The 26,721-nt window shown below is 65.2% G+C and carries 26 protein-coding genes; 12 read left to right on the top strand and 14 right to left on the bottom strand.

The features are described 5' to 3' along the window. Positions 1-76 precede the first annotated feature (76 nt). From IVB23_RS21835 to IVB23_RS21855, 5 genes are all read left to right on the top strand, one after another. Positions 77-808 carry an outer membrane beta-barrel protein gene (locus tag IVB23_RS21835; protein ID WP_247799946.1) on the top strand — a complete coding sequence of 244 codons (732 nt, stop codon included), beginning with the start codon at positions 77-79 and terminating at the stop codon, positions 806-808. Positions 809-823: 15 nt separating this feature from the next. Then, positions 824-1,507, top strand: coding sequence for an RNA polymerase sigma factor (locus IVB23_RS21840; RefSeq protein ID WP_247799948.1), 684 nt, complete (start codon positions 824-826; stop codon positions 1,505-1,507). Further along, the gene (locus tag IVB23_RS21845; protein ID WP_247799951.1) at positions 1,504-1,932 is read left to right on the top strand and encodes a hypothetical protein; all 429 of its coding nucleotides are present in this window, start codon (positions 1,504-1,506) and stop codon (positions 1,930-1,932) included. Before IVB23_RS21840 ends, IVB23_RS21845 begins: the two co-directional genes overlap by 4 nt. Positions 1,933-1,970: 38 nt before the next feature. Continuing rightward, a complete protein-coding gene (locus tag IVB23_RS21850) occupies positions 1,971-2,372 on the top strand; it encodes a periplasmic heavy metal sensor (RefSeq protein WP_247799952.1) in 402 nt (133 codons plus the stop codon). Between the two features lie 78 nt (positions 2,373-2,450). Further along, complete coding sequence (locus IVB23_RS21855; protein WP_247799957.1) at positions 2,451-2,753, top strand: hypothetical protein; 303 nt, start codon at positions 2,451-2,453, stop codon at positions 2,751-2,753. Positions 2,754-2,862: 109 nt separating this feature from the next. Here IVB23_RS21855 and murA read toward each other — a convergent pair whose 3' ends face one another. The 9 genes from murA to rpsT all read right to left on the bottom strand — a co-directional run bounded on the left by murA (position 2,863) and on the right by rpsT (position 16,540). Then, entirely contained in the window at positions 2,863-4,155 is a 1,293-nt protein-coding gene (gene murA, locus IVB23_RS21860) for a UDP-N-acetylglucosamine 1-carboxyvinyltransferase (RefSeq protein ID WP_247799964.1), read from the bottom strand. A gap of 125 nt (positions 4,156-4,280) precedes the next feature. Further along, the gene (locus tag IVB23_RS21865) at positions 4,281-4,748 is read right to left on the bottom strand and encodes a hypothetical protein (protein ID WP_247799966.1); all 468 of its coding nucleotides are present in this window, start codon (positions 4,746-4,748) and stop codon (positions 4,281-4,283) included. Positions 4,749-4,942: 194 nt separating this feature from the next. Beyond that, entirely contained in the window at positions 4,943-7,378 is a 2,436-nt protein-coding gene (gyrB, locus tag IVB23_RS21870) for a DNA topoisomerase (ATP-hydrolyzing) subunit B (RefSeq protein ID WP_061879884.1), read from the bottom strand. Positions 7,379-7,718: 340 nt separating this feature from the next. Then, entirely contained in the window at positions 7,719-9,872 is a 2,154-nt protein-coding gene (locus IVB23_RS21875; RefSeq protein WP_247799971.1) for a hypothetical protein, read from the bottom strand. A 148-nt stretch (positions 9,873-10,020) separates the two neighbouring features. Then, on the bottom strand, positions 10,021-10,764 hold the full coding sequence (locus tag IVB23_RS21880; protein ID WP_197965364.1) for a hypothetical protein: 744 nt from the start codon (positions 10,762-10,764) through the stop codon (positions 10,021-10,023). A gap of 121 nt (positions 10,765-10,885) precedes the next feature. Then, positions 10,886-12,022 carry a DNA replication/repair protein RecF gene (gene recF / locus IVB23_RS21885; RefSeq protein WP_247799972.1) on the bottom strand — a complete coding sequence of 379 codons (1,137 nt, stop codon included), beginning with the start codon at positions 12,020-12,022 and terminating at the stop codon, positions 10,886-10,888. A 127-nt stretch (positions 12,023-12,149) separates the two neighbouring features. Then, complete coding sequence (gene dnaN / locus IVB23_RS21890) at positions 12,150-13,268, bottom strand: DNA polymerase III subunit beta (RefSeq protein WP_131870366.1); 1,119 nt, start codon at positions 13,266-13,268, stop codon at positions 12,150-12,152. A gap of 377 nt (positions 13,269-13,645) precedes the next feature. Continuing rightward, on the bottom strand, positions 13,646-15,055 hold the full coding sequence (gene dnaA, locus IVB23_RS21895) for a chromosomal replication initiator protein DnaA (protein ID WP_131870365.1): 1,410 nt from the start codon (positions 15,053-15,055) through the stop codon (positions 13,646-13,648). A gap of 1,218 nt (positions 15,056-16,273) precedes the next feature. Next, positions 16,274-16,540, bottom strand: coding sequence for a 30S ribosomal protein S20 (rpsT, locus tag IVB23_RS21900; protein WP_028178125.1), 267 nt, complete (start codon positions 16,538-16,540; stop codon positions 16,274-16,276). Between the two features lie 422 nt (positions 16,541-16,962). Between rpsT and IVB23_RS21905 the strand changes: the two genes are divergently transcribed. Both IVB23_RS21905 and IVB23_RS21910 read left to right on the top strand, forming a co-directional pair. Next, positions 16,963-17,280 (top strand): hypothetical protein, encoded by a 318-nt coding sequence (locus IVB23_RS21905; protein WP_028178126.1) that lies wholly within the window; start codon positions 16,963-16,965, stop codon positions 17,278-17,280. Between the two features lie 328 nt (positions 17,281-17,608). Beyond that, positions 17,609-18,349, top strand: a complete 741-nt coding sequence (locus IVB23_RS21910) for a polysaccharide biosynthesis/export family protein (protein WP_247799974.1) — start codon at positions 17,609-17,611, stop codon at positions 18,347-18,349. Positions 18,350-18,502: 153 nt separating this feature from the next. Here IVB23_RS21910 and IVB23_RS21915 read toward each other — a convergent pair whose 3' ends face one another. From IVB23_RS21915 to IVB23_RS21925, 3 genes are all read right to left on the bottom strand, one after another. Next, positions 18,503-19,174, bottom strand: coding sequence for a dienelactone hydrolase family protein (locus tag IVB23_RS21915; RefSeq protein WP_247799975.1), 672 nt, complete (start codon positions 19,172-19,174; stop codon positions 18,503-18,505). Between the two features lie 245 nt (positions 19,175-19,419). After that, on the bottom strand, positions 19,420-19,755 hold the full coding sequence (locus tag IVB23_RS21920; protein ID WP_061879879.1) for a hypothetical protein: 336 nt from the start codon (positions 19,753-19,755) through the stop codon (positions 19,420-19,422). A gap of 3 nt (positions 19,756-19,758) precedes the next feature. Continuing rightward, the gene (locus IVB23_RS21925; RefSeq protein WP_247799977.1) at positions 19,759-20,544 is read right to left on the bottom strand and encodes an alpha/beta fold hydrolase; all 786 of its coding nucleotides are present in this window, start codon (positions 20,542-20,544) and stop codon (positions 19,759-19,761) included. A 328-nt stretch (positions 20,545-20,872) separates the two neighbouring features. On the opposite strand from IVB23_RS21925, the gene IVB23_RS21930 reads away from it, so the two are divergent. Beyond that, entirely contained in the window at positions 20,873-21,967 is a 1,095-nt protein-coding gene (locus IVB23_RS21930; protein ID WP_061879877.1) for an HD domain-containing phosphohydrolase, read from the top strand. A 130-nt stretch (positions 21,968-22,097) separates the two neighbouring features. Here the strand turns inward: IVB23_RS21930 and IVB23_RS21935 are convergent, their stop codons facing one another. Together IVB23_RS21935 and IVB23_RS21940 are read right to left on the bottom strand one after the other, a co-directional pair. After that, positions 22,098-23,678: an AMP-binding protein gene (locus IVB23_RS21935; RefSeq protein WP_247799983.1), complete on the bottom strand. Its 1,581-nt coding sequence runs from the start codon at positions 23,676-23,678 to the stop codon at positions 22,098-22,100. Between the two features lie 220 nt (positions 23,679-23,898). Further along, the gene (locus tag IVB23_RS21940; protein ID WP_061879875.1) at positions 23,899-24,309 is read right to left on the bottom strand and encodes a VOC family protein; all 411 of its coding nucleotides are present in this window, start codon (positions 24,307-24,309) and stop codon (positions 23,899-23,901) included. Positions 24,310-24,428: 119 nt separating this feature from the next. Here IVB23_RS21940 and IVB23_RS21945 point away from each other — a divergent pair, with 119 nt between their 5' ends. From IVB23_RS21945 to IVB23_RS21960, 4 genes are all read left to right on the top strand, one after another. Then, entirely contained in the window at positions 24,429-25,403 is a 975-nt protein-coding gene (locus IVB23_RS21945; RefSeq protein ID WP_247799985.1) for a tripartite tricarboxylate transporter substrate binding protein, read from the top strand. A gap of 149 nt (positions 25,404-25,552) precedes the next feature. Beyond that, positions 25,553-25,831, top strand: a complete 279-nt coding sequence (locus tag IVB23_RS21950; protein ID WP_131870351.1) for a DUF3551 domain-containing protein — start codon at positions 25,553-25,555, stop codon at positions 25,829-25,831. Between the two features lie 92 nt (positions 25,832-25,923). Further along, a complete protein-coding gene (locus IVB23_RS21955) occupies positions 25,924-26,370 on the top strand; it encodes a metalloregulator ArsR/SmtB family transcription factor (protein WP_247799999.1) in 447 nt (148 codons plus the stop codon). Further along, on the top strand, positions 26,253-26,714 hold the full coding sequence (locus IVB23_RS21960) for an SRPBCC domain-containing protein (RefSeq protein ID WP_247800001.1): 462 nt from the start codon (positions 26,253-26,255) through the stop codon (positions 26,712-26,714). Before IVB23_RS21955 ends, IVB23_RS21960 begins: the two co-directional genes overlap by 118 nt. Positions 26,715-26,721 lie beyond the last annotated feature (7 nt).

Genomic DNA, 26,721 nt, shown 5'->3' on the forward strand with positions numbered 1-26,721 from the left:
GCGAAGGAAAGTGTGGCTTGCGCCGTATTCGTCATGTGCGGCGAACTTCCGCCGGTCTCGGATTGGGAATTTCAGCATGATAGCGCGATTTGGAGTGACGCTCGCCGCGGTGGTCATCGGTTCTGCCATGGGGGCTGGCCACGTCGCGGCGGCCGATCTGAGGCTGCCTTTCTCACCTCCGCCGCAAGCCCAGGCCGCGTCAGCGGCTCTCTTGAGCTGGGCCGGGCCCTATTTCGGCGTCCAGGCCGGCTATCTGTCGGGCCGCTCCGAGGTCTCGTTTCCGACCACCGGTGAATTTCACTTCGTCGATCCGAAGGGAGCCACGGTAGGCGCCACGGCGGGCTTCTCGGCGCAATGGGGCCGGATCGTCGCCGGCATCGAGGGCGATGTGAACTTCGTCGATGCGCGCGCGACCATCGATACCGGCTTTGCGCCGACCCCCGCCGTCACGCAGCTTCAATCCGCCGTCAACTGGAATAGCCATCTGCGTGGGCGCATCGGCTACGCTTTCGACCGGACGCTGCTGTTCGCCAGCGGCGGCCTTGCGATCGCAGGCGTGGAGAGCAAGGCGTTCGACAATGCGAGCGGCACTGTTGCGAACTGGAGCGACACCCGAATCGGCTGGTCGATCGGAGCGGGCGCGGAATTCCGCTTCGCCCGGCCGGCGTCGCTTCGGCTCGAATATCTCTATGATAACTTCGGATCAAAGACGCTCGGAGCACAGACGGTCGGGGCGACCGCTTTTGGTGAGCGCGAATCCAGGCTCGATACGCATACCGTTCGAGCCGGCGTGTATTGGCGCTTTTGACTGGGGGATCGCGGCTTGTTGCCGCAGGTGCCTCAATTGAGGCGGCGGTGCGTCCCGGCAATGCGGCATATCTCTCCCGGCCGGGACCGGCTCGCACTCAGCAGCAACGACGGCCGCAGGCCAGGGCAACAGGTCGAGATGATGGAAGAGCCATCGGACGAGGCCTTGATGGCGGAGGTTTCGGCGCGGCGGCAGCATGCGTTTCGTATTCTGATGCGGCGTCACATGCCGCGGGCGCTGCGGGTCGCCGAGCGGATCGTCCGCGATCCGGTCGAGGCCGATGACATCGGCCAGGAGGCGTTCATGCGCGTCTGGACTCACGCGGCTTCGTTCGATCCGCAGGTTGCGAAATTCACGACCTGGCTCTACCGCATCGTCCTCAATCTGACGTTCGACCGCACGAGGCGCCGTACGTTCCAGCCGCTCGATGCGGCCGGTGATGTGCCCGATACGGGGCCGCACGCGGTCGAGCGGCTGATCGCCGATGAGGAGTTCCGCCTTCTCAACCGCGCAATGCTCGCACTGTCGGACCGCCAGCGCGGCGCGATCGCGCTTTTCCACATGGAGGGGTTGAGCGGCGAGGAGGCGGCGAAGGCGATGAACCTCAGCGCCAAGGCGTTCGAATCGCTGCTGGGCCGCGCCCGCACGGCGCTCAAAGCAAATGTTCAGAGAATACAGGACACGGGGAGCTACGCATGACGCCCGATCAGTTCAGACGATTGGCCGAGACGTGGGGAGGCGATGTCGAGCGCTGGCCCGCGGCAACGCGCGAGGCCGCGCGGCGACTTGCGGCGAGTGCGGAAGGGGCTGCCGTCCTGGATCGGCAGGCGCGCATCGACCGCCTCCTTGCGGTCGCCCCGGAGATCGAGACGGAAAGGGCGGATCGTTCAAGCTTGCTCGTGCTGCAAAGACTGGCCGCGATGCCGCAGCAGCATCGGCCGCCATGGCATCGCCGCCTGCTGCGCTGGCCGGCTCTCGTTCCCGCCGCAAGCCTCGCCTGCTCCGTGATGGTGGGCGTGTGGCTGGCGGGGGCGATTCCCTATGTTCATCCGTCGTCGGACCCCTTGTCCGTCGTGAGCGGCGTCTTCGACGTCTACGCAATCGGTTTTGGATCGGTGCAATGAAGTTCTGGCGAGAATCGTCCACTCCCTTGCGAGCGCTCGTGCTGCTGTCGCTCTGCCTCAACGTTATCCTGCTCACCTATGTCTCGATGCAATGGCTGCAGCCCGGCGGCCTCGTGCCGGGCGCGGGTCTGCCGCTCCGGATGATCGAGCGTGTGGCGGAGAGATTGCCGAAGGAAGACGCAGAGATCCTGTGGAGTATCTATCAGGGCAAGGAGGCCGAGCTGCTGCCTCTCCAGACCGAGTACCGGCATGCCCTGATGAAGGCCATGAAGGCCGCGGCACAGACGAATCTGGACAGGGCCGAGTTGGAAGCGGCCGTGAAGGATGCCCGCGACAAGCGGCTGAAGATAGGTGATCTCGTCGTCGCAACCTTCGTCGAGATGCTGGAACGAATTTCGCCGAAAGGACGCCGCCAACTCGTCGGCGGTTATTTTCGCTGAGTCTGGCAGGGTGAACGAGGGATTCGGTCCGTCCAGACGTATCACCTACATCGATGTCTGCGAATTGGTGGAGATGACATGGTGCAACGATTTGGGACGGCGGCAAGCGGACCGGCAGTGAGTTTCTCGCGGCGCGCTCCCGTCTATGTGCGTGCGGCTCTCGCGGCCGCGAGCTTGATCGCACTTCTGGTGCTGTTTCTGTCGCAAGCTTCCGCGCAGGACGCGCGGAACGAGGCAAAGCAGGCCTGCAAGGCAGACTATTCGCGCCTCTGCGCGAGAACGATGCCGGGCGGCGGCCGCATTCGCAAATGCCTAAGTGACAGTTACGCGAGCTTGTCCGCGGCCTGCAAGCAGGCCCTCGACGCGAACCCGCCAAAATAGGATGGCGGGCTGAGCATGATCCGGAAGAGTGCGCAGCGGTCGTCCGAAAAGATCATGCCCGAACGACGACCTAAGGCGCGATGACGATCCGTCCCAATCGCATCGCGCTTCAGCTCCGCGCCGGCACGCGCTTGATCTTCGCCCCAAGCGCATTCAGCCGCTCGTCGATGCGCTCATAGCCGCGCTCGATCTGGTCGGCGTTGTTGATGGTCGAGGTGCCCTCGGCGCAGACCGCCGCGAGCAGCATCGCCATGCCGGCGCGGATGTCGGGCGAGGTCATCGTCGCGCCGTGCAGGCGGCTGGGACCTGCGATGATGGCGCGGTGCGGATCACACAGCACGATGCGCGCGCCCATCGCGATCAGCTTGTCGACGAAGAACATCCTGGATTCGAACATCTTCTCGAACATCAGGATCACGCCCTCGCATTGCGTGGCGGTGACGATCGCGATCGACATCAGGTCGGCCGGGAACGCGGGCCAAGGCTGGTCCTCCAGCTTGGGCACATGGCCGCCGAAATCGTCCTGGATCTTCAGCGTCTGGTTCGAGGGTACGATGAGATCGTCGCCCTCGACGCGGCAGACGATGCCGAGCCGCTCGAAACCCATGCGGATCGAGCGCAGATGCTCGACGCCGGCGCGCGTGATGCGCAGCGGCGAGCGCGTCACGGCGGCAAGCCCGATCAGCGAGCCGACCTCGATGTGGTCGGGCTGGATCCGGTAGGTCGTTTCCCCCAGCGTCGCCGGCCCGTGTACGATCATGGTGTTGGTGCCGATGCCTTCGATCCTGGCGCCGAGTGCGACCAGGAAATTGGCGAGGTCCTGCACATGCGGCTCGGAGGCCGCGTTGCGCAAATAGGTGACGCCGTCGGCGGCGACCGCCGCGACCAGCGCATTCTCGGTCGCGGTGACGCTGGGCTCGTCCAGGAACACGTCCGCGCCGGCGAGCTTTGGCGCGCGGAATTCCAGCCGGTCGGTCGCGGTGACCTTTGCCCCCAGCTGCTCCAGCGCCAGCACATGGGTGTCGAGCCGGCGCCGGCCGATGACGTCGCCGCCGGGCGGCGGCAGCATCACCTCGCCGCAGCGCGCGAGCAGGGGTCCCGCGAGCAGGATCGAGGCGCGAATGCGCACGCAGAGCTCGGGGTCGAGATCGGCGGCGCGGATGCTCTTGGCGTGAATCACCAGCGTATTGCGGGAGCTCCATTCCGCCGACGCGCCGACCGAGCGGATCAGCTCGACCAGCGTCTCGGTGTCGCGGATCCGCGGCACGTTGTGGAGCGTCACCGGATGCTCGGTGAGCAGCGCGGCGGCGATGATGGGCAGCGCCGAGTTCTTGTTGCCGGACGGCTCGATCGAGCCCGAGAGCCGGTGACCGCCCTCGACGATGTATTGGATGGGCGCCACTTGGTCTCTCGCTGTCCTGTTGGTGGGTGGGGCTGTTTCGGAGGCGGAAACTACAGAGAATTCATGGCGGGAGCAATTGTGCTGGCCGGGACTCGCAGGTCCGAGCTTGTGGCAGCAAGCCGCCCTTAGAACAGCCCGATGATATTGCCGATTACATAGAGGATTGCGATCAGGATCAGCGCCCCCATCATGAAGAAGGAAATCTCGATCGCGATGGCGCCGGTGCCGAATGTGGCGGCGACGGCGGCGAGGAGCCGTTCCTCCCGGAAGATCAGCGAGAGAACCGAGAACAGGATGGCGAGCAGGCCGAGCGAGATTGCGGCGACCGATGTGGTTTCACTCCAGCTTCGTCCAATCGATTTCTCGACCTTGGGAGCCTGATACTCCACGCCCTTCACCTTCGCGGCGATGCGGTCCTTGACGCGATGGCCGGTGTCGACGATCACCTTGTCCGCCGGTGGCGGCGGAAAAACGATCGGCACCACCCAATGCGGCAGCACCGCCGCAATCAGCGCCAGCAAACCGACAATGCTGCCGATGATGCCAAGGCGGCGTGACGGCGCAGCGGGGATGGGCGTTGCAGAGGCGATCATGGCGCGAGGCTTCCCGGCCGGAATGGCCGACGGGGTTCATGCCACTTCGTCGCGACGGCGGGTGGTGAGGTTCAGGGCGGATTGGTGCTGCCGTCATGCCGGGCTTGTCCCGGGCATCCACGTTCTTTGTTCCGCGGAGCAAGACGTGGATGGCCGGGACAAGCCCGGCCATGACGCCGCGGAAGCAGCGAGCCCTAGATATCGATCGTCGCGCTGAGCGAATGTTCCTGGATGAAGTCGCGGCGCGGCTCGACCACGTCGCCCATCAGCTTGGTGAAGATGTCGTCGGCCTCGTCGACCTCCTTGACCTTCACCTGGAGCAGCGAACGCGCGTCGGTGTCGAGCGTGGTCTCCCAGAGCTGCTCCGGGTTCATCTCGCCGAGGCCTTTATAGCGCTGCAGCGTGACGCCCTTGCGGCCGGCGTCGGTGACGGCCTCGAACAGATCGACCGGACCGTAGACCATGTGCTCGACGTCCTTCCGCCTGAGCTTGCCGGGGCGGGCATAGACGTCCTGAAGCTTCACGGTGTACTCGTCGAGCTTGCGCGCCTCCGCGGACCCCAGGAAGGCTGCGTCGATGACGGCGGCTTCCTTGACGCCGCGCACGGTGCGCTCGAACTGGAAGCCCTGCCCTTCCACATACTGCCCGATCCAGCCGCGCTCGACCTCCTCCGCCTGGTTGTCCAGCCGGCTCGCGATGTATTGCGCCGCCGCCGCAGCCTTCTCCGGATCGCCGTAGATCGCCTTGTTCAGCACACCGGTGATGGCGGCCTGCTCGATCACCTTGCGATTGTAACGGCTGTGCAAATTGCGCAAGACGCTGCGGACGACGCGGGCATCGTCGACCAGCGAACGCAGGTCGCGGCCGGTGCGATCGCCGCCGGCGCCGGGAAGGAACACGCAGTCGTCGAGGCCGGTGTCGATCAGATAGTCTTCCAGTGCCCGCTCGTCCTTCAGGTACTGCTCGGACTTGCCTCTGCTGACCTTGTAGAGCGGCGGCTGGGCGATATAGAGATAGCCGCCGTCGATGATGTCGCGCATCTGGCGATAGAAGAAGGTGAGCAGCAGCGTGCGGATGTGAGCGCCGTCGACGTCGGCGTCCGTCATCACGATGATCTTGTGATAGCGCAGCTTCTCGATCGAGAATTCGTCGCTGATGCCGGTGCCGAGCGCGGTGATCAACGTGCCGATCTGCTCCGACGAGAGCATCTTGTCGGGACGGACGCGTTCAACGTTGAGGATCTTGCCGCGCAGCGGCAGCACCGCCTGGAATTCGCGGTTGCGGCCCTGCTTGGCGCTACCGCCTGCCGAGTCGCCCTCGACGATGAAGAGTTCGGACTTGGCCGGATCCTTTTCCTGGCAGTCGGCGAGCTTGCCGGGCAGCGAGGAGACGGACAGCGGGCTCTTGCGGGTCAGTTCGCGCGCTTTACGCGCAGCTTCACGGGCCGCCGCCGCCTGAATCACCTTGCCGACGATCATCTTGGCTTCGCCCGGGTGCTCCTCGAACCAGGCCTGGAGCGCCTCGTTGAGGACGTTCTCGACCACGGGGCGCACTTCCGAGGACACCAGCTTGTCCTTGGTCTGCGACGAGAATTTCGGATCGGGCACCTTCACCGACAGCACGGCGGTGAGGCCTTCGCGGCAGTCATCGCCGGTCAGCGCGATCTTTTCCTTCTTGGCGTTGGCTTCGGCATAGCCGTTGACCTGGCGCGTCAGCGCGCCGCGGAAGCCGGCCAGATGAGTACCGCCGTCCCGCTGCGGGATGTTGTTGGTGAAGCACAGCACGTTCTCGTGGTAGCTGTCGTTCCACCACAGCGCGGCCTCGACGCCGATGCCGTTGGCTTCCGCGCGCACCATGATCGGCGCCGGCACGATCGCCTTCTTGTTGCGGTCGAGATATTTGACGAATTCCTCGACGCCGCCGGAATAGTGCATCTCCTCGCGCTTCTCGACCGCATGACGCATGTCGGAGAGGACGATGTTGACGCCGGAATTGAGGAAGGCGAGCTCGCGCAGGCGGTGCTCGAGCGTGGCGAAGTCATATTCGATGTTCTTGAACGTCTCGGTCGAGGCCAGGAACGTCACCTCGGTGCCGCGCCTGCCCGGCGCGTCGCCGACCACCTTCAGCGGTGCGACGGCATCGCCGTGGGCGAACTCGATATAGTGCTCCTTGTTGTCGCGCCAGATGCGCAGGCCGAGCTTGCTCGACAGCGCGTTGACGACGGAGACGCCGACGCCGTGCAGGCCGCCGGAGACCTTGTAGGAGTTCTGGTCGAACTTACCGCCGGCGTGCAGCTGGGTCATGATGACCTCGGCCGCCGAGATGCCTTCGCCCTTGTGGATGTCGACGGGAATGCCGCGGCCGTCGTCGCGCACGGTGACGGAATTGTCGGAATTGAGGATCACTTCGACCCGCGTGGCATGGCCCGCGAGCGCTTCGTCGATGGCGTTGTCGACGACCTCGTAGACCATGTGGTGCAGGCCCGAGCCGTCATCGGTGTCGCCGATATACATGCCAGGGCGCTTGCGGACGGCGTCCAGACCCTTGAGCACGCGGATCGATTCCGCACCGTATTCACTCGGATTGGAGGGCTCGTTTTCGGCAGCAGGCTGCCGAGCAGGTTCTGTCATGAGAGGCCTTCGAGATGTCGCCCGAATCAGCGGCGCAAAAGGCGCTGATTTGCGGGGCTATTTGTGCCACGAAAGACCGCTTGCGCCTAGCGCAAAGTATCTCCCGGCAACCCTTTGAACAGATGGGGTTTTTAGGCCGATTTTCAAGGCTCTTGGAGGGCGATTTCCGGCACTGCAAAAAGCCCGATTCGCGGGCTCGTTCTGGGTTCTGCGAGATGTGGATTTTGCGGGTCGGGAACGGTGGTTCCGGGTTCCTGGTGACGTCGGTCGGGCCACCGGCTCGGGGCACCTCTCCCGCAAGCCTACCAGCGGGAAAGAGGCGCACCGGCTTGGTGTCGCCTCAGTACATCTGAAGCGGCAGCACGTCCCCGCCTGGCCCCACCAGGAGGCCCCAGGCCTCGCCGGCAGCAACGGTCAGCGCTTCGGTGCGGGCCGGGCGTCCGGGCAGCCGCAGCGCGTACTGGTACTTGCCGGGCGGCAGGTCGAGCATCGGGCCTTTCGGCGATTGCGGGCCGCCGGCGCCGGCCGCGATCTTCACCGTCTGCTTGTTGATCGTCAGCGAAGCCTCGTTCGGTCCCATGTTTCCGAGCATAAGCCGCGCCTGGCCTGCCTTCGGCATGATGTCGGCCTTGGCCGCGGCATCCGAATTCTTCTGCGCCAGATCGACCGTGGTCTCGCCCTTGGCGCGGCCGAGCTTGAGCACGGCCGGGCCTTGTGGCGAGGTGAAGTCGATCTGCGCGCGTTCTGCGGACACAGTCGCGCCGTCGGTCTTCTCCTGCCAGCCGAGCCTGGACAGCTCGGCACGGTAGAAGGCGAGGACGTCGCCGAGCGGTGCCGGGATGCTGGCCGTCAGTTCGCGGCGGAACGGCGCCTCGCTGCCCGGCATCTTTGTGGTGGCGAACGATTTTAGCGAACGCTGTGTCGGCACGGGCAGTTGGGACTCGGGATCGGGCTTGAGCGGCTCGGACGATTTGGCCTGCACCTCCACCTCCGCGCCGGGCGCAGGCTTGGCCGCTTCCGTCACCAGACCCGATCCATTGGCGCGGACATTCACCTTCGGGCCCATCTGCATCACGGTCATCGAGATCGACTTGCCGCCCCTGGAGAACGTCATCACCGCCATGTTGGGCTGGTTGATGACGGAGGGCTGCTCCTTCCAGCCCGAGCTCTTCAGCGTCGTGCGATAGAACATGCCGAGTGCCTTCACGGTCGACGTGGACGAGAATTCGAGCCGGCCGTCGCCGCCCTCGAACGTCACGCCCTCGGCGGTCTCGGGCAGCGGCACCGGCGTGTTGCTGTCGGCGCGCGCATTGAGCGGCGCATCGGACAGAGAAGCCGCCTGCACCTTGCGCCTGGCCTCATCAGCGGCAATGAGCTGCTGGGCCGCGCTCAACGCGTCGCCAAGGAATTTTTCATCGGCCTCCTTCTTCGCCTTGGCGCGGGCGGCAAGCGCGGAGTCCTTTACCTGTGCGGTCAGGCTGATCATGGTGAAATCGTATTTGTGGCCGAGCCGCAGCACGGCGGTTTCCTCTGCCGAGGAAATCCTGATCGCGACCTCGTCGCCGGGTGCGAGGGGCGCACCGCCATCCTCCTGCCAGCCACGTGCGGCGAGCTCGCGACGATAGAAGGCGAGCACGGCGGGCAGCTCGGCTATCGCGGCCGCCGAGATCTCGCGCTTGTTGGAGCTCGCGCCGCCGAGGCTCCGCGCAGATTTGGTCGGCTTGGGGCGCGGCAGGCCGGCCATGTCGTCGTCGGCCTGAAGCGCCTCCGGCAGGGCGAACGGCGCCACCCGGATTTCGGCATTGGTCCTTCCGTCGTCGCGGCGCGTCAGGGTCAGCATGACCGGCTTCTGCTTGTAAAACTGCGTCGTGTCGCCATCGGGATGGTCGTAGAAGACGCGCATGCCGTTCGGGACGGTCTCGGCGAGATCGGCGTTCGGCCAGCGTGCCGCAGTCTCGGGCGTGAGCTTGCGCCAGCCCATCGTTGCCATCTCCTTGGCGAAGAAGGCCGAGGTCGCATCGAGCGCGCCGGGCGCGATGCAGCCGAGATAGGGCCGTGTCTCGTCGAACACGAGTTCGGTCGCGCCGTCCGGAAACGGCACGTTGGAATAGATTCGGTTCGGCGTGTAGGACACCGCGGACTGGCCGCGGGCCTGCGTGAAGGAGGCACGGAGCCCCTGCCGTCCCTTCTTGAAGGTCAGCGTGGAGCTCTTCTCGTCCAGCGGATACACATAGGGCACCCAGCCGTCCGCGCTCAGCAGCTTCTTCGTCGCGTCCGACGCGGCGGCAACCCCGCTCGGCACGGTGTACGTCACACGGTAGGTGTCCGGGTGCGAGGTATCCTCCACCGCGCCGTCCAGCCGCGGCAGGGTATGGACGTCGACGATGCCTTCGTCGGCCGCGCCCGCGGGATGTGGGGCGCTCGCCATCGCGAGAATGCAGGCAAGCAGCAGCCATCTTGCCGGGGCTTGCGCCCCGCGCCGGATCATCGGCATCGTCAAAGCTCCGGATTTGGGCGCGGCTTCATGTCCGCGCAATTGCAGGCTGCGACATCATCGGCGCGGCCTCAGACGAGAAGTCGCTGCAGGAACCGGCCAGGTTCAATAGGCGGCGCAGGAGCTGCGCGGTGCGCGCAGGCAGAGCTCAATACAGTTGGAGCGGTGGCCACGCCACTCCGTCGCGTCCGACCGTGAGCTCCCAGCTATCGCCGGCTGCGACGGTCAGCATGTTCGTGGTGGCCGGACGGCTCGGCACGCTCAGTGCGTAGGGATACTTGCCGGGCGGCAGGTCCAGCGCGACGGCATTGGCGCCGGCGGGGCGCGGGATGGTGCGCTCGTTGATCTCGAGCACGGCGTCGGTCTCGCCGATATTGCTGAACACCAGCTTGGCCTGGCCGGGTTCGGGCAGGACGTTCGTCCGGGTCGCGACATCGGAATTCTTCTGCACGAGATGCACCGCGGTGCTGCCGTCCTTGCGCTCGAGCTCCAGCGTTGCCGGCCCGATCGGGGAGACGAAGGCGAGGCGCGCGCGATCGGCGGTGACCGTCGCGTTGTCCTGCCGTTCCTGCCAACCGAGCTTTCGAAGCTCGGTTCGATAGAAGGCGAGGACGTCGCCGAGCGCCGCGGGCACGCGGGCTTCGAGCCGGGTCCGGAGCGGCTCTTCGAGGCCGGGCATCACGGTGGTGTGGATCCCACGATAGCTGTAGCGGGTCGGCGCAGGCAACCTGGCGGCGGGATCGAGCGTGAGCGCGGCCGAGAACAGCGGCGGCAGGGTAGACACGAAGGCGCCGGCGCTGGCCGCGAGCAGGCAGCTCGCGAAGAGAGCGAGACCGCACGCAACAAGCTGCCATCGTGCCGGAGCTTGCGCCCCACGCCCCACCGTCGCCATGCTCATGCTCCAAGGATATCGCGAAGGATATCGCGCCAGTCTGAAATCCTGCGCGATGGCCGCTGCTTGCAGCCACAAGCAGCTAGTCGTGGCCGCAAACAAGCGGGTTCAATATGGCGGCCTACCTTCGGGCCGAGACTCGTCCGCTCTCGACGTCAAAGACTTCGCCGCCCGCGCCGATCTCGGCGAAGGCGGCAGGATCGGCGCCGGTCAGCCACACCTGCGCACCAAGCTTCTTCAGCTCCTCGAACAGCGCCGCACGGCGGTTCGGATCGAGATGCGCGACCACCTCGTCGAGCAGCAGCAGCGGCACGATGCCGGTCATCTCGGCGACCAGCGTCGCATGCGCCAGCACGAGCCCGATCAGCAGCGCCTTCTGCTCGCCGGTGGAGGCATCGCGCGCCGGCATGCTCTTGGGCGCATAGACGACCTGGAGGTCGGTGAGATGGGGGCCGTCGGTGGTGCGGCCGGCAATCGCATCGCGCGGGCGGTTGTCGCGCAGGATCTGGCGGTAGCGATCCTCGACCGAGGTCGCGGTCTCCGTCAGCAGCGCGTTCTCCATCCAGCCGTCGAGCGCGATCTGCGCCGAGGGGAAGGCGGATTCCTGCGCGCGCGCGTTGAGCATGCCGGTGAGCCTTGCCGCGGTCTGGCCGCGGGTTGCCGCGACCGCGACCGCAAGCTCCGCCGTCTCGCGCTCGATCGCGTCACACCAATGGTCGTCGTAGTTGCGCGTCTCCAGCAGGCGGTTGCGCGAGCGCAGCGAACGTTCGAGTGCGTTGATCCGGCTGGAATGCTCGCTGTCGATGGCGAGCACCAGGCGGTCGAAGAAGCGCCGCCGCTCGGAGGCTGCGCCCATGAACAGCCCGTCCATCGCCGGCGTCAGCCACACCATGCGGATGTGATCGCCGAAGGCGCTGGCCGAACCCACCGGCTCGCGGTCGATGCGGCAGCGTCGGCTCACGGCGCTGTCGGCGCGCGGCGCGTCGATGCCGGTGCCGAGCGTCGCGAGCCCCAGCGCGCCCTCGACCTGCGCCGACACCGCCCAGGAGCCGTCGCCCTGGTTGTCGGCAACGTCCTCCAGCGTCGCCCGCCGCAGGCCGCGCCCCGGCGACAGGAACGAGATCGCCTCGATGCAATTGGTCTTGCCCGCCCCGTTCGGCCCGACCAGCGCCACCATGTCAGCCGCCGTCTCGAGCCCCGCCGCCCGATAATTGCGAAAATGCGTCAGCGTCAGGCGATGAATGCGGGAGGGGGTCATGGGATCCGCTTTTCGTCATGCCCGGCCTTGTGCCGGGCATCCACGTTCTTGGACTCCGAAGACGTGGATGGCCGGGACAAGCCCGGCCATGACGGATGTAGTTGATAGGTCGGGATGTTGGTAGGTCTCACACCCGCATCGGCATCAGCACGTACAGCGCGCTCTTGTCGTCACGGTCCTGCACCAGCGTCGGCGAGCCGGGGTCGGCGAGCCTCAAGGTCGCGACGTCGCCTTCGATCTGGGCGGCGATATCGAGGAGGTAGCGGGAGTTGAAGCCGATATCGAGGGCGTCGGAGGCGTATTCGACCTCGAGCTCTTCGGTCGCGCTGCCGGAATCCGGGTTGGTCACCGACAGCACCAGCTTGCCCGCCGACAGCGACAGCTTGACCGCCCGTCCCCGCTCGCTGGAGATCGTGGAGACGCGGTCGACCGCGTTCTCGAAATCCTTCTTGTCGACGACGAGCTCCTTGTCGTTGCCTTGCGGGATGACGCGGCCGTAGTCGGGGAAGGTGCCGTCGATCAGCTTCGAGGTCAGCACGACGTTACCGATGGTGAAGCGGATCTTGGCCTGCGACAGCTCGATCGTCATCTCGGCGTCGGTGTCCTCGATCAGGCGCTGCACCTCGCCGACGGTCTTGCGCGGCACGATCACGCCGGGCATGCCCTCGGCGCCCTTGGGCTGCACCAGATCGAGCTGGGCGAGGCGGTGGCCGTCGGTGGCGACGCCGCGCAGGGTGGCGGCCTTCGGCGTGCCGGCGGCGTGCAGATAGATGCCGTTGAGGTAGTAGCGCGTCTCCTCGGTGGAGATCGCGAACTGGGTGCGGTCGATCAGCCGCTTGACGTCCTTGGCGGCGAGCGAGAACGAGTGCGACATGTCGCCTGCGGCCAGATCCGGGAAATCGTTTTCCGGCAGGGTCTGCAGTGTGAAGCGCGAGCGGCCGGCGCGGATCGCCAGCACGGCGCGGTCGCCGTCGGCTTCCAGCACGATCTGCGAGCCGTCGGGCAGCTTGCGCACAATGTCGTAGAACATGTGCGCCGGCACGGTGGTGGAGCCGGCGGTCGCGGTTTCCGCCGGCAGCGTCTCCGTCACCTCGAGGTCGAGGTCAGTCGCTTTCAGCGACAATTTCGCGTTCTCGGCGCGCACCAGCACATTGCCGAGGATGGGAATCGTGTTGCGGCGCTCGACCACGCGGTGGACATGGCCCAGCGACTTCAGGAGTTGCGCGCGTTCGACCGTAACCTTCATTGCACTACTCGCCCGATCCCCAAGGAAAACACAGCGTTGAGACGGCCGGGCGGCGGGACGCACGCCACGGCACCGAAGACCCCGAGAAGCCGGATCATCCACCCGATATGACCAAAGCCGTCAGGGTCGCGCAAGGTGGCCCGGATGGCCCCCGGATTCAAGGGATTGGCGCCAGTTCCCCACGATTTACAGGCAGTTTCGGCTGTCTCAAGCCGTCATGCCCGGGCTTGTCTCGGGCATCCACGTTCTTGGTGCCGCAGGGAAGGGCATGGATGGCCGGGACAGGCCCGGCCATGACGCTGTGGGGCCGCCGGTGTGCGCGAGCCTCCTCGACGATCGACCCGCCGCAGGCGGGGAGAGGCCAAAGAAGTAGGCCCTTACTCCTGAAGCTGGCGCTTCAGCGACTCGACCTCTTCCGACAGCGCGGTGTCCTTGGAGACCAGCGCCTCGATCTTGCGCACCGCGTGCAGCACGGTGGTGTGGTCGCGTCCGCCGAAGCGGCGGCCGATCTCCGGCAGCGAGCGCAAGGTCAGAGTCTTGGCGAGATACATCGCCACCTGGCGCGGGCGGACCACGTTGGCGGTGCGGCGCGAGGACAACAGGTCGGAGCGGCTGACATTGTACTGCCGCGCCACCACGCGCTGGATATCCTCGATCTTGATCCGCTTCGGCTCCTGCGGCCGGACCAGGTCGCGCACCTCGTGCTCAGCCATTTCCAGCGTCACCGGCCGGTTGTTGAGCTTGGAATGCGCAAGCAGGCGGTTGATCGCGCCTTCGAGGTCGCGGCCGTTGTGAGTGATGGTGCGCGCCAGATAGTGCAGCACCTCCTCCGGCACCTCGAACGTCGCATGATGGGCGCGGGCAGCTGCGACGCGCGACTTGAGGATGCCGTGGCGCAGCTCCTCGCCGAGCGAGCCCATCTCGACCACGAGCCCGCCTGCGAGACGCGAGCGCACGCGGTCATCGAGGCTTTCGAGGTCGGACGGCGGACGGTCGGCAGCGATCACGACCTGGCGGCCGGCGTCGATCAGCGCGTTCAGCGTGTGGCAGAATTCGGCCTGCGTCGACTTGCCCTGCAGGAACTGCAGATCGTCGATCACGAGCACGTCGATGCCGCGCAGCGCTTCCTTGAAGGCCAGCGCCGTCTGCGTCTTCAGCGCGGCGACGAAGCCGTACATGAATTTTTCAGCGGTAAGATAAAGCACCTTGCGCTCGTTACCGGAATTGCCGGCCCAGGTTACCGCCTGGAGCAGGTGCGTCTTGCCGAGGCCGACGCCGGCATGGATGTAGAGCGGGTTGAACATCACGGGGTCGCCGCGGCGACCCTCGGCGACCTGGCGCGCGGCCGCATGCGCCAGCGTGTTGGAGCGGCCGACGACGAAGCTCGCGAAGGTCAGGCGCGGATCGAGCGGCGAGCCGCCGAGCGCGTCGTGATTGGCCGAGACCGGCGCGGTCGCGGTCGAGCGCAGCTCCGGCGTCGGCGCGCGGCGCGCCTCGACCGGCGCGGGCACATCTTTCGTCTGCACCACCGGGCGCACAGCGGAACGAACGGTGAGATCGATGCGATGCACCTCCGGCATCTCGGCCTGCCAGCACGACAGCACGCGCTCGGCGTAGTGCGCCTGGATCCAGCTCTTCAGGAAACGCGTCGGCACCGAGAGCCGCACGCTCTCGTCCTGCACGCCTTCCAGATCCATGCGTGCAAACCAGCTCGTGTAAACGTCCTCGCCAACGCTCGAGCGCAGCCGACCCTTCACGCGTGACCAGCGATCCTGTTCCATTGTCATCGTCAGAAAACTTCTCTCGAGAGATATAGTTGCGTTGTGAGCGCCATGCAGGGTTGCTGCCACGGTCCCTGAAGTGGCGCGACCTCAAGCGAGTCCATCGTCAGGCATGGCTCGACCGTTCGGCGCGGACGCCGCAAGTCAGATCAGCGATGTCTGGGATGGAGGGGTCGCGAGGTCAGCGCGTACTCGGCGCTTCGTCACACGCGGGAGGCGGGAGATCCGACGGAGCTGGAACGGCATCGTTGGAATAGGAAACGTGCTTCAATACCGCGTTGAGTCCGTAAGACATGATACCTCCCCGTCCTGCCGTGATCACTCACGACAGGGTCCTGCGTGTCCTGAAGACAACCGCGCCGTACTCCTGTCGCGGATGCCTGCCCAATGTACTTGTCGTCCGCTCGACTTCGCCACCTTGCGCGCCGGGATAGCATTGCGATGTCTCTCCTGTTGCGCTGGGCGCGAGCGAGAAGATCCCGCTTGGAGACATTCAGACAAACAGCTACCATTCCCATACTGCTATGGGTTTTGAACCGACATCGCTTGTTGAAGCGTCGCCTACGTGCACACCGCCGCCGATTTGCACGTTCGCCCCGTTTCCTAAACCGCACTGGTCTGAAGATCGTGGGCGCCGCTGACGACTTAAGGAATACACTAAGCGGAAAGACTCGCAACGAAATTGATTCACACTTGAGGCGTCAAAAAACTTGACCTCGGTTAACGCCGCGCGCGGGTTGTTCACAGGCTCCGAAGCAAGTTTTTGAATCCGTGCACAGAATCGAGAATGTCGCGCGGCGTGTGACAATTTTCGGCCACCGCCAAAATTTTTTAACAAATTCGTCACGCGCCCGACGTGTGAGCGAATTTTCCAAATGCTTGTCGCTGCTATGTTGATAAGTGATTATTGGTGCATCGCTTTTCGAGACTCGTTTTGCAGGGTAACTCCACGGCACACGCGGTCCAGTGAATCTACGGTGTGCAGAACTCTCGTCGCCGCCGATTCAATTCGAGCCCGCGGCGCAGGGGTTTTTGCAACGCGGTGAAGCTTCCGCTGCTGCATGCCGTCGGCAAGATAACGCAGACGGTGCGTCCACGATCGAACGTTGCTTGACCGCTTGCTTGAATATGACAGTCAACAAAAAAGCCCGGCGCGATGCCGGGCTGTTTGACGCGCTGACCGGATCGACCGATCAGATGATGTCGCGAGATTGCTTCGCGAGACTACTTGGCGAGCTTGGCGATCTGCGCGGTGAGGCGCGAGACTTTGCGGCTGGCGTTGTTCTTGTGAATGATGTTGCGCTGGGCGGCGCGCATCAGAGCGGGCTCGGCAGACGCGAGTGCCTTCACGGCAGCGGCGCGATCGCCGGTCTTGATGGCTTCCTCGACGGTGCGCACGGCGCCGCGCATCTGGGTGCGGCGCGACTTGTTGACGGCGGTGCGGCGGGCGATCTTGCGCGTCGCTTTCTTGGCGGAAGTGGTATTGGCCATGGTCTCAATGTCCTTTGCGGGTACCGGTCGCGTCTTGGTCGGGTAGCGCCGGCTTGCTTGACCGCGTAATCGACGCTCGGATTTAGGGTGTTCGGTTGCTGGGCCGTTCCTGGAACATGAGCGACGGCCTTGCGGCTGTCTCTGAGGCTCCAAAGAGTCTTCAAGCTCGAGAGTGGCTTCAAGCTCAAGGTGCCTGCAACTGCTCAAAGAACAGCGGCGGCAGGATTGCGCCCACCGCCAATTGGCGCCCTTATAGAGAGGGTCTTTGGCACCGTCAACGCTTTCGGGAGCTGGAAATCCGGCCTTTGACGGCCTGGACGGAGCTGTAACGCCCTGAAGAGGTTGAATTTCTGCCGTCGTCCGGCTATTGGCTGGCAATGTTTTAGGAGGTCATCCGACCGGACGACCATCGTAGGTGAGGCATGATCCGCGGCTTTTTCCGACTGATTGGGCTGTTGCTGCTCGCCGGCGGGTTCATCTTCATGGTCTATGACGGCGCCCGCTGGGTGGCCGACCAGACCCTCAGGTTCACCCGGTTCGGCCAGTTCTGGAACGACATCAATCAGGCCAGCCAGGCGGCGTTTCGCACCTGGGTCGAGGCCAAGGCGCCCTGGCTCTGGACTTCGGTGATCCGCCTCGTGCTGGATCAGCCGGTCTTCGCCGTGCTCGGCATTCTGGGCATTCTCCTGATGATCCTGTTCCGCCCGCGCAAGCCGTTGATCGGCTATTCCCGGGATTGAGCCGCGCACGGGCCGCGTAACAGAGCTGGCTCCCGCAGCGTGTCGATTGACGTCGGCGTGAGCATGTAAGCCAGCTCCGGATTCGCTGCACCTCCCCGCTTGCGGGGGAGGTCGCATTGCATCGCGAGATGCAATGCGGGCGAGGGCTCTTTCCTCTGGGAATGGTCCCTTTGTGGAGACACCCTCTCCCCAACCCTCTCTCGCAAGCGGGCGAGGGGGCGCACCGCGCTCGTAGTGCCTGGCGCCGTTCACCAGAGCCCGCGTTCAACGCTTTATTAACCATAAGCGGTGCATCACTGGAGCTGTCTCGTTTCGAGGGATGGGTCCGGTGCCGGTTGCACGCGCGTTTCGATGGTCGAACTTGGCGTCCTTGGCAGCGTCCGCCGCGCTCGTCCTTGGCGGCTGCATGCAGACGACCGGTTCCGTTGCGGTGATGCAACCTCGTCCCGATCTCGACTCCATGGCCTATGGCCAGCCTTACGCCGCGCCGCAGCCGGTCGTGGTTGCCAACAACGGCGGCGGCGCCATCGCGGCGCTCAGCAACTCCTTCGCCTCGACGCCCGCACCCATGCCGGTCGGCTACGCCGCGCCGATGGCGGTGCGCAATGGCACCTCCTACCATCTCGACGCCGGCGACAAGCTTCGCGTCGTGGTCTACGGCCAGGAAGGCCTCACCAACAGCTATGCGATCGACGCCGGCGGCTCCATCACCATGCCGCTGATCGGCGCCGTGCCGGCGCGCGGCCGCACCACGGCAGGTCTGGCCGGCGAGATCGCCGCGCGCCTGCGCAACGGCTACATCCGCGAGCCGTCCGTGGCGGTCGAGATCGAGGCCTATCGTCCGTTCTTCATTCTCGGCGAGGTCCTCGCGCCCGGCCAATATCCTTACGTGCCGAACATGACGGTCGAGAGCGCCGTCGCCATCGCCGGCGGTTTCTCGCCGCGCGCCAAGCGCGACCTGGTCACCATCACGCATACCGAGAACGGCGGCGCCATGCGCGCCGTGGTGCCGCTCGGCACCCCCCTCAGCCCCGGCGATACCGTGTTCGTCGGCGAGCGCTGGTTCTAGGTTTCAGCCCGAACCTTTCCTTCGTCATTCCGGGGCGCGCGTAGCGCGAGCCCGGAATCCATTCCTCGACCGGCTCTGACGCCCGATGGATTCCGGGCCTGCACCGCTGCGCGGCGCATCCCGGAATGACGCGGGTGGAGAGAGTCGCGCGCCCTATTTCAAATGCTTCGCGAAAAAATCCACGCTGCGCGGCCAGGCGATGTCGGCGCTGGCCTTGTCGTAGCTGACGCGCTCGTCGCAATGGAAGCCGTGCTGGGCGCCCGGATAGATGAAGACCTCGACGTCGGGCCGTTTCGACTTGATGGTCTCGACGTCGGTGAGCGGGATGCCGGCATCTTTCTCGCCGAAATGCAGCTGCGTCGGCACTTTCGGCGTCTCGTCGGCAAAGCGCACGACCGCGCCGCCGTAATAGCCCACCGCGGCCTTCAGCCCCGACAGCCGCGTCGCCGCGACGAAGGCGACGCTGCCGCCGAGACAGAAGCCGATGATGCCGACGGGGCCGACGCTCTTCGCGGCATCGATCGCGGCTTGCGTGTCGCGCAGCATCGCGGCCCAATCCGGATTGGCGACGAACTTGCGCGCCTCCGCGATCTCGTCGGGTGAATAGCCCGACTGGAAGTTCGGCGACGTCCGGTCGAAGATCGACGGCGCGATCGCGACATAGCCTTCTTTGGCGAGGCGGTCGCAGACCGAGCGGATGTGGTGATTGACCCCGAAGATCTCCTGGATCACCACGACCGCACCCTTCGGGGTGCCGGAGGGGTCAGCGCGATAGGCGCCGAGCTGGAAATTGTCGGAGGCCGTCAGTTTGATGTCCTGTCCCACGCGGGTTGTCCTTCTTCTTGATGGTCGTTAGTTGGGAATTCTACTCGCGCCACAATCTCGTCATGCCCGGGCTTGTCCCGCCTGCGCGGCCGAAGCCGCTTCGGCGAGGCGAAGGCCCGGGCATCCACGTTCTTGGCGCCGCACGAAAGATCGTAGATGGCCGGGACAAGCCCGGCCATGACGATGTGGCGACTTCAATGCGCGACAGCGCAGATACGATTTCTCTGTGTCATGAAGGGCCGCCATCACTCCCACATCCAGTTCTCGCCATAGTCCTCCTTCCATCCTGCCAGCCGTCCGTGACGGAATTGCAGGAACAGGCGGTGACGGTAGGGGATCAGGCCGCTGCCGCCGATGTTGCGCAGCGCGAGATAGATCTCGTTGCCGGGACGCCCTCGGACATATTGCAGCGGCTGGCCGAGGGCGCGCGCGGTCTGCTCCGCATCCATGCCGAAGGCGAGCGGCGTGTTGTTCGACAAGGTCGCGACGAAGGGCTGGCGCGGCGGCACGGTGCCGAACGGTTCCGCCTGCGCAGATATCGACAGCAACATCGCTCCCGCAGCCAGCATCATCAGCTTCATCGCCTACGTCCTTGCTTGATCGACCTGTGCCGGCAAGTTCTTCAGGAAAGGCGCGACCGCGTCAACAAAGGCCTTGGGCTGATCGATATTGACGGCGTGTCCGGCCGTGGGGATCACGACCTTTTGTGCGCCGGGGATCTTTGCCGCCATGTAGTCGGACGCGGCGAGGAACGGCGTGTCGTCGGCGCCGACCACGATCAGGCTGGGCACCTTGATCTCGGGCAATAACTCCATCACGCGCGCATCGCGCTGGGTCAGCATGCCGCGCGCGGCAAGCGCCAGCCCGCTGGCGTTGCGATGGCTGGCGGTGGCGCGCTCGCGCGTCGCCGATTTCAGCATCTCGAGGCCTTCGCGGTCGAGCCTGTCAGCGGTGGCAAGCGCCCGCGCGTTCCAGGCTTCGCGCGCGTCGTCCTTCTTGAACCCGGGACCGGTGTCGATGATCAACAGCGCGCGGACCCGCTCCGGGTGGGTGCGATAGAACGCGAGCGACATGTAGCCGCCGAGCGAGAGACCGCCGATGATGGCGCGCTTCGCTCCGACCGCATCGAGGATCGCCGCCATGTCGCCGACAGTCAGCGCTTCGCTGTACGCGCTCGGATCATCGGGATAATCGGACTGGCCGTGGCCGCGCATGTCCCACAAGATCAGCTTGTGATCCTTCGCGAGCGCGTCGACCTGCCCATGCCACATCGCCGAAGTCGAGGAATAGCCGTGCGTCAGCAGCAACGGCGGCCCCTCGCCATGAACCTCATAGTAGATCCCGACGCCGTCCCGATCGATCTTGGGCATTGTTTCCCACCCCTCTTGTTTCGCATTCATTCTAGCCGCGATGATTTCGATCGCGCGACACGCCCTTGCGCATGAGCTCGTTGTTGTCTCGATAGCCTTCCTCCGGCGCTCGAAAAAGCCCAGCATTTACAATGGCCGTCCTACTGTGCATGGGGTTGTTTTCTGCGCATGGGGTTGTTTTCGCCACTTTGCTGTTCCGGCCCTGGAACCGAAATCCCTAAATTTGCGCGCGATTCCTAAGGGTTCCATTGAGCACGCCTCTTAAGGGCCGGAGAACCTGATCCGGCCTAGGCTGACGCCAAATTCCGTCCCGTGCCTTGGGGAAGTCATGAACGCCTCAGCGAAATCCGCCGCCAAACGTCGGCTTCTGCTCGCCTCCGATCGCAGCGACGAGAGCAGCGAGCTCGCCAGCATTCTGAAAGCGGTCGGCGACGTCTCGACAGTGACGACGGAGGCCATCCCCGCCCAACCCGCGCGCGATCTCTCCGGTCTCGTGGTCGACATCAACCTGCGCTCGCCCGAGAGCGTGCAGCGGGTCCGCAACAAGCTGCGCGGCGATGCCTACCGCTCGATGCCGCGGCTGTTCGTGCTCGCGGACGCCCTGCATCACGGCACCATGCAGGCCTGGGCGTTGGGGGCCACCGACACGATCTCGCGGCCGCTTCAGCCCGAGGCCATCCTGCAGCGCATCCGCGCCGCCTTCCCGGACACGGCCGCCTATGACGCGACCGATCGCGGCAAGACGCTCAACCGCGGCGTCGAGGCGGCGCACGTGGTGCTGGTCAGGATGTTCGAGAAGATGCCGCTCGGCGTCCCCCTGACCTTCGACGACGTCATTGCGGCTGAGAGCAAGATTCTGAAGGCGATCAAGCATTCCTCGCTGCGCGAATGGCTGACCACGGTCGGCTGCCACCATGTCGGCAGCTATCGCCATTGCCTGTTCGTCACCGGCTTCGCCGTCGCCTTCGCCCAGCATCTCGGCATGCGCGAGGACGACCAGCGTCGCCTCACCCGCGCCGCGCTGCTGCACGACGTCGGCAAGGCCTTCGTTCCCGCCGCGCTGCTCGACAAGCCCGGCAAGCTCACCGACGAGGAGATGGAAGAGGTGCGCCAGCATCCGCGTCGCGGCTATGAAGCGCTCGCTGCACAAGGCGGCTTCCCGCCGGAGATGCTGGACGTGGTGCTGCATCACCACGAATTCCTCGACGGCTCCGGCTATCCGAACGGCCTGTCGTCGAACCAGATCAGCGACATCGTGCGGCTGACGACGATCGTCGACATCTACGCCGCCCTGGTGGAGAAGCGCGCCTACCGCATGCCCTTCACCCACTCCCGCGCGTTCACGATGATGGAAGGCATGGGTGGTAAGCTCGACCAGCAATTGCTGCAGGCATTCAGGCCGGTGGCGCTGGGATCGTTCTAGTCGAAATGCCGTAGGGTGGGTTAGCCTCGCGGCTGCGCGAAGCGCAGGCGCCCGGCGTAACCCACCATGCTTCCGCGTTTGTCGAACGAAGTTGGTGGGTTACGCCTTCGGCTAACCCACCCTACGAATTTCACCCCACCATCTTCCTGAGCTCCGCCTTTGCCACCTTCTCCAGCGTCGAGCGCGGCATGTCGTCGACGAGCCTGATCTCGCGCGGCACCTTGAAGTCGGAGAGACCCTTGCGGCAGGCGGCCATCACCCTGTCATGCAGGTCGGGCGCGGCGCCCGCGACGCCGCCCTGCGGGATGATGAAGACGACCGGCACCTCGTCCAGCATCGGATGCGTCTTCGCCACCACCGCCGCCTCGCGCACGCCCGGGACCAGCGCGATCACCTGCTCGATCTCGGAGGCCGCGACGTTCTCGCCGCCGACCTTCAGCATGTCCTTGGCGCGATCGCCGAACTTGATGTAGCCGTTCGGAAGCCGCTCGACGCGGTCGCCGGTGAGAAAGAAGCCGTGCTCGTCAAAACTCTCGCGCGTCGCCTTCTCGTTGTGCAGATATTCGGCGAACAACGACAGGCCGGGAATGCCCTTGATCGCGAGATTGCCGGTGCCGCCGACTTTCGTCGGCCGGCCGTCGTCGTCGGTGATGCGGATCTGGTATTCCGGCGCGGCGCGGCCGATCGACATCGGGATGTTGGGCTGATCGACCTCGCCGACGATGCCGTGGGTGATGGTCTCGGTCATGCCCCACCAGCCGATGACCTTGACCCCGAACGCGGCAAACGCCGGCGGCTCGTTGATCGCGGTGCCCCACAGGCGGAATTTGTGGTCTTTCGGGATCTCCTGCTCGAGCAGCGCCTTCATGCAGAACGGGATCGTCGAGGTCCAGGTCGCGCCGTGCTCGCGCGCGACGCCCCAGAACCGGCTGGCGGAGAAGCGCGGCTGGATCACGCAGGTGCCGCCGACCCACAGCGTCGCCAGCATGGAGTAGGCCAGCGCATTGGTGTGGAACAGCGGCAGGTAGGTCTGGTGCACGTCGCTCGCATGCAGATCCTCATGCGCGGCGTTGATCTTGGCGCCCCACAGCGCATTGGCATGGGTCCACAGCACTGCTTTCGGCCGCGACGTGGTGCCTGACGTGTACTGCACGCTGCACGGCGCCAGCGGATCGGTCGCCCGCTGCGGGCGGTCGGCGCTGTCGGCGAACAGCGCCTCGAAACGGTCGCCGCGCGAGACGGCCTGCGCGGGCGCCGTGCCGGAATCATGCGACGTCACGGCCATCCAGCGAATGTTGCGGCAGTTCTGCGCGACCACTTCCGCATAGGCCGGCTGCGTGATTGCGGCGACTGCGCCGCAATGATCGGCGAAATATTCGATCTCGGCCGGCGCCGAGCGGGTGTTGGTGGTGACCGCGATGGCGCCAAGCTCGACACAGGCAAACCAGGCCAGCATCGCCTCGATGCAATTGTCGAGGTGAATGAGCACATATTCGCCGGGCTTGACGCCACGCTTGGCCAGCCCTGCCGCGAGCGCACCGACGCGCTCGTGAAATTCGCCATAGCTCCAGTGCCGTGCCGGCGCGTCGAACGGCGCCCAGATCAGGAACGGATGGGAGCTGCGCAGCTCGGCGCGCATCCTCAAGAGCCAGGGCACGTCGAGCCCGTCGAAGGGGCTCACGATTCCGGCGGCGGTCTTCTGGATAGCCATGTGTCCTCCCGTGCAGCCTGCATCTTGCTGGCGGCTGCTTTTTGATGATTGCGTCTTCCTGCCATCGGATGACGCGGGAAGCAAATCGCAGGGCATGGCGCGCGCTCCTTCCTCCGTCATTGCGAGGAGCCCTTGCGGCGAAGCAATCCAGGGTCCCTCCGCGGAAGAAGTCTGGATTGCTTCGCTTCGCTCGCAATGACGGGCGGGGTTGGCGGCGGCCTCAATCCTCGTACGACGAAATCTCGATCAAGCTGCCATCCGGGTCCCTGCAATAGACCGAGCGCAGCGTGCCGCGCGCGCCTTGCCTCGGGCCTGGGCCTGCTTCGATCGCGACGCCATGTGCCTGCAAATGCGCCACCACCTCGTCCGGTGTGGCCGAGGTGAGAAAGCACAGATCCTCGCTGCCGGCGGTCGGGTGGCCGGCGGTGAACCACTCCACTTTATCTGCATCGCGTTGCCGGACGTTGATCTTCTGGTTACCGAATTCAAGCAAAGTGCGGGGCGGCTTGCCGCCGCCAGGATCGAACAGCTTGACTTCCATGCCGAGAATCTTGCGATACCACTCCGCGGTCATCGCGACATCGCTGACATTGATCACGAGATGATCCAGGGCGTGAACCTTGATCGGCATGTCTCATCCTTTCGTCGTGATGCGCGCTGCGCACTTTCCGCCTGTGGCAAGCTTTGTTACAACCGACGCGACCTTCAAGCTATCCGACTTTCAAGAACAACACTGGGAGAACCCTTGAGATGATCACTCGCCGTACCGCGCTGGGCCTGCTCGCCGCCAGTCCGCTTGCAGCCACCCCGCTGTCGAAGGCCCTTGCCGCCGATTACCCGGCCCGTCCGGTGAAATGGGTGGTCGGCTATCCGCCGGGCGGGGCCACCGACATCCTGGCGCGGCTGCTCGGCCAGCGGCTCTCGGAAAAGCTCGGCCAGCAATTCGTGGTCGAGAACAAGCCGGGCGCCGGGAACAATATCGCGACCGAATCGGTCATCAATGCCGAGCCCGACGGCTACACGCTGCAGCTGGTCAACCCGGCCAACTACATCAATGCCTCGCTCTACGCCAACCTGAAGTTCAACTTCGTGCGCGACATGGCGCCGGTCGCCTCGTTCCAGCGTGTGCCGAACGTGATGACCGTCAACAAGGACGTGCCGGCCAAGAACGTCGCCGAGTTCATCGAATATGTGAAGGCCAATCCCGGCAAGGTCAACATGGCCTCGTCAGGCAACGGCACCTCGGTGCATCTGTCCGGCGAGATGTTCATGGCCATGACCGGCTGCAAGATGCAGCACGTGCCCTATCGCGGCGCTGCGCCCGCGATCACCGACATGCTGGGCGGCCAGGTGCAGGTGATCTTCGACAACATGCCCTCGATCATCCAGCACATCCGCTCCGGCTCGCTGCGGGCGATCGGCGTCACCACCGCGCAGCGCTCGCCGCAACTGCCCGACGTGCAGGCGATCGCAGAGACCGTCAAGGACTACGAGGCCAGCGCGCTGTTCGGGATGGGTGCGCCGAAGAACACGCCGAAGGAGATCATCGCCAAGCTCAACGCCGAGGTCAACGCGCTGATAAAGGAGCCCGACATGGCCAAGCGTCTGGTCGAGCTCGGCGGCGAACCGCGGGTGCAGACGCCGGAGGCGTTCGGCGAAGAGATCAAGGCCGAGACCGAGAAGTGGAAGAAGGTCGTCGAGTTCGCCGGCCTGAAGGTCGAGTAGCGATCTTGTGATGATCGAGATGGAGCCCTGCCGTTCGGCAGGGCTTTTTTCTTGCTCGCACGATTCCGTTGATCTGGAATAAAAGGGCGCAGCGAAACCTGATGGTATGTGGGGCCGTATCTCGCGTCACCAAGAGAGGAATTCGAATCATGCGCATGATGCAATTGGCGCTGCCGGCGCTGGCCACCATGGTTCTCGTCGGTTTCGCCGCCAGCACCCCCGCCACCGCGCGCGATTATCCCTGGTGCGCGCAGGGCGGCGAGTACGACTATCCCGGCGAATGCGCCTACAGCACCTATGAGCAGTGCCAGGCCAGCGTCTCCGGCCGCCTGCTGTTCTGCGATCGCAATCCTCGCTTTGCCTACGGCCAGCAACAGGACCCGCAACCGCGGCCGCACCGGCGCACGCGGCCTGTCACTCCGTACTGATCGCGCTACGCTCGCCTGATCACGCAGTCGTGCGGACCCGTGCGAACGGGTTCCTGCTTGACGCCTTTCCGCTCGCGTTTATACTAAACCATATGGTTAAGTATAAGGACGAGACGCTGGACCGGACCTTTGCGGCGCTGTCCGACCCGACACGGCGTGCGCTGCTGGCACGCCTCGGCGAGCAGGACGGCCTGACGGTGAGCGAGCTGGCGGCCCCGTTTCCGGTCTCGCTGCCGGCGATCATGAAGCATCTCGACGTGCTCACGGATGCCGGCCTGATCATGCGGGAGAAGACCGGACGCACGGTCGCCTGCCGGCTCACCGCGCAGCCGATGGAGCAGGCGATGAACTGGCTCAATCGCTATGCGCAGTTCTGGTCCCACAATTTCGATCGCCTCGCCGCCTTCGTGGAGGATGAGAAATGGCCAACGCCGCCGCCGCCGAACGCCCGGCAGAACGTCCAAGCCTCACGCTCACGCGCCGGCTCCGCGCGCCGCCCGAAAAGGTCTACGCCGCCTGGACGCAAGGCCCCCAGCTAGCGCAATGGTTCGGGCCGCCGAACATGAAGCCGGCGACGCTTCAGGCCGAGCTCGACGTCCGCGTCGGCGGCCGCTACCGTATCAGCTTCATCCGTGACGACGGCGAATATTTCGAAGCCGGCGGCCTCTATCGCGAGGTGGTGCCGAACGAGCTGCTCGTGTTCACCTGGGCCTGGCATTCGACGCCCGAGCGTGAATCGCTGGTGACGATCTCACTGAAGCCGGACGGTGCCGGCACCTTGATGGTGTTCCATCACGCCCAGTTCTTCGACGAGACCGCACGCGACAACCACCGGCGCGGCTGGAGCTCGTTCCTCGACAAGCTCGATGCTTTCGTCGCTTGACCCCAAG

Source organism: Bradyrhizobium sp. 191, from assembly GCF_023100985.1.
GTDB lineage: Bacteria > Pseudomonadota > Alphaproteobacteria > Rhizobiales > Xanthobacteraceae > Bradyrhizobium > Bradyrhizobium diversitatis.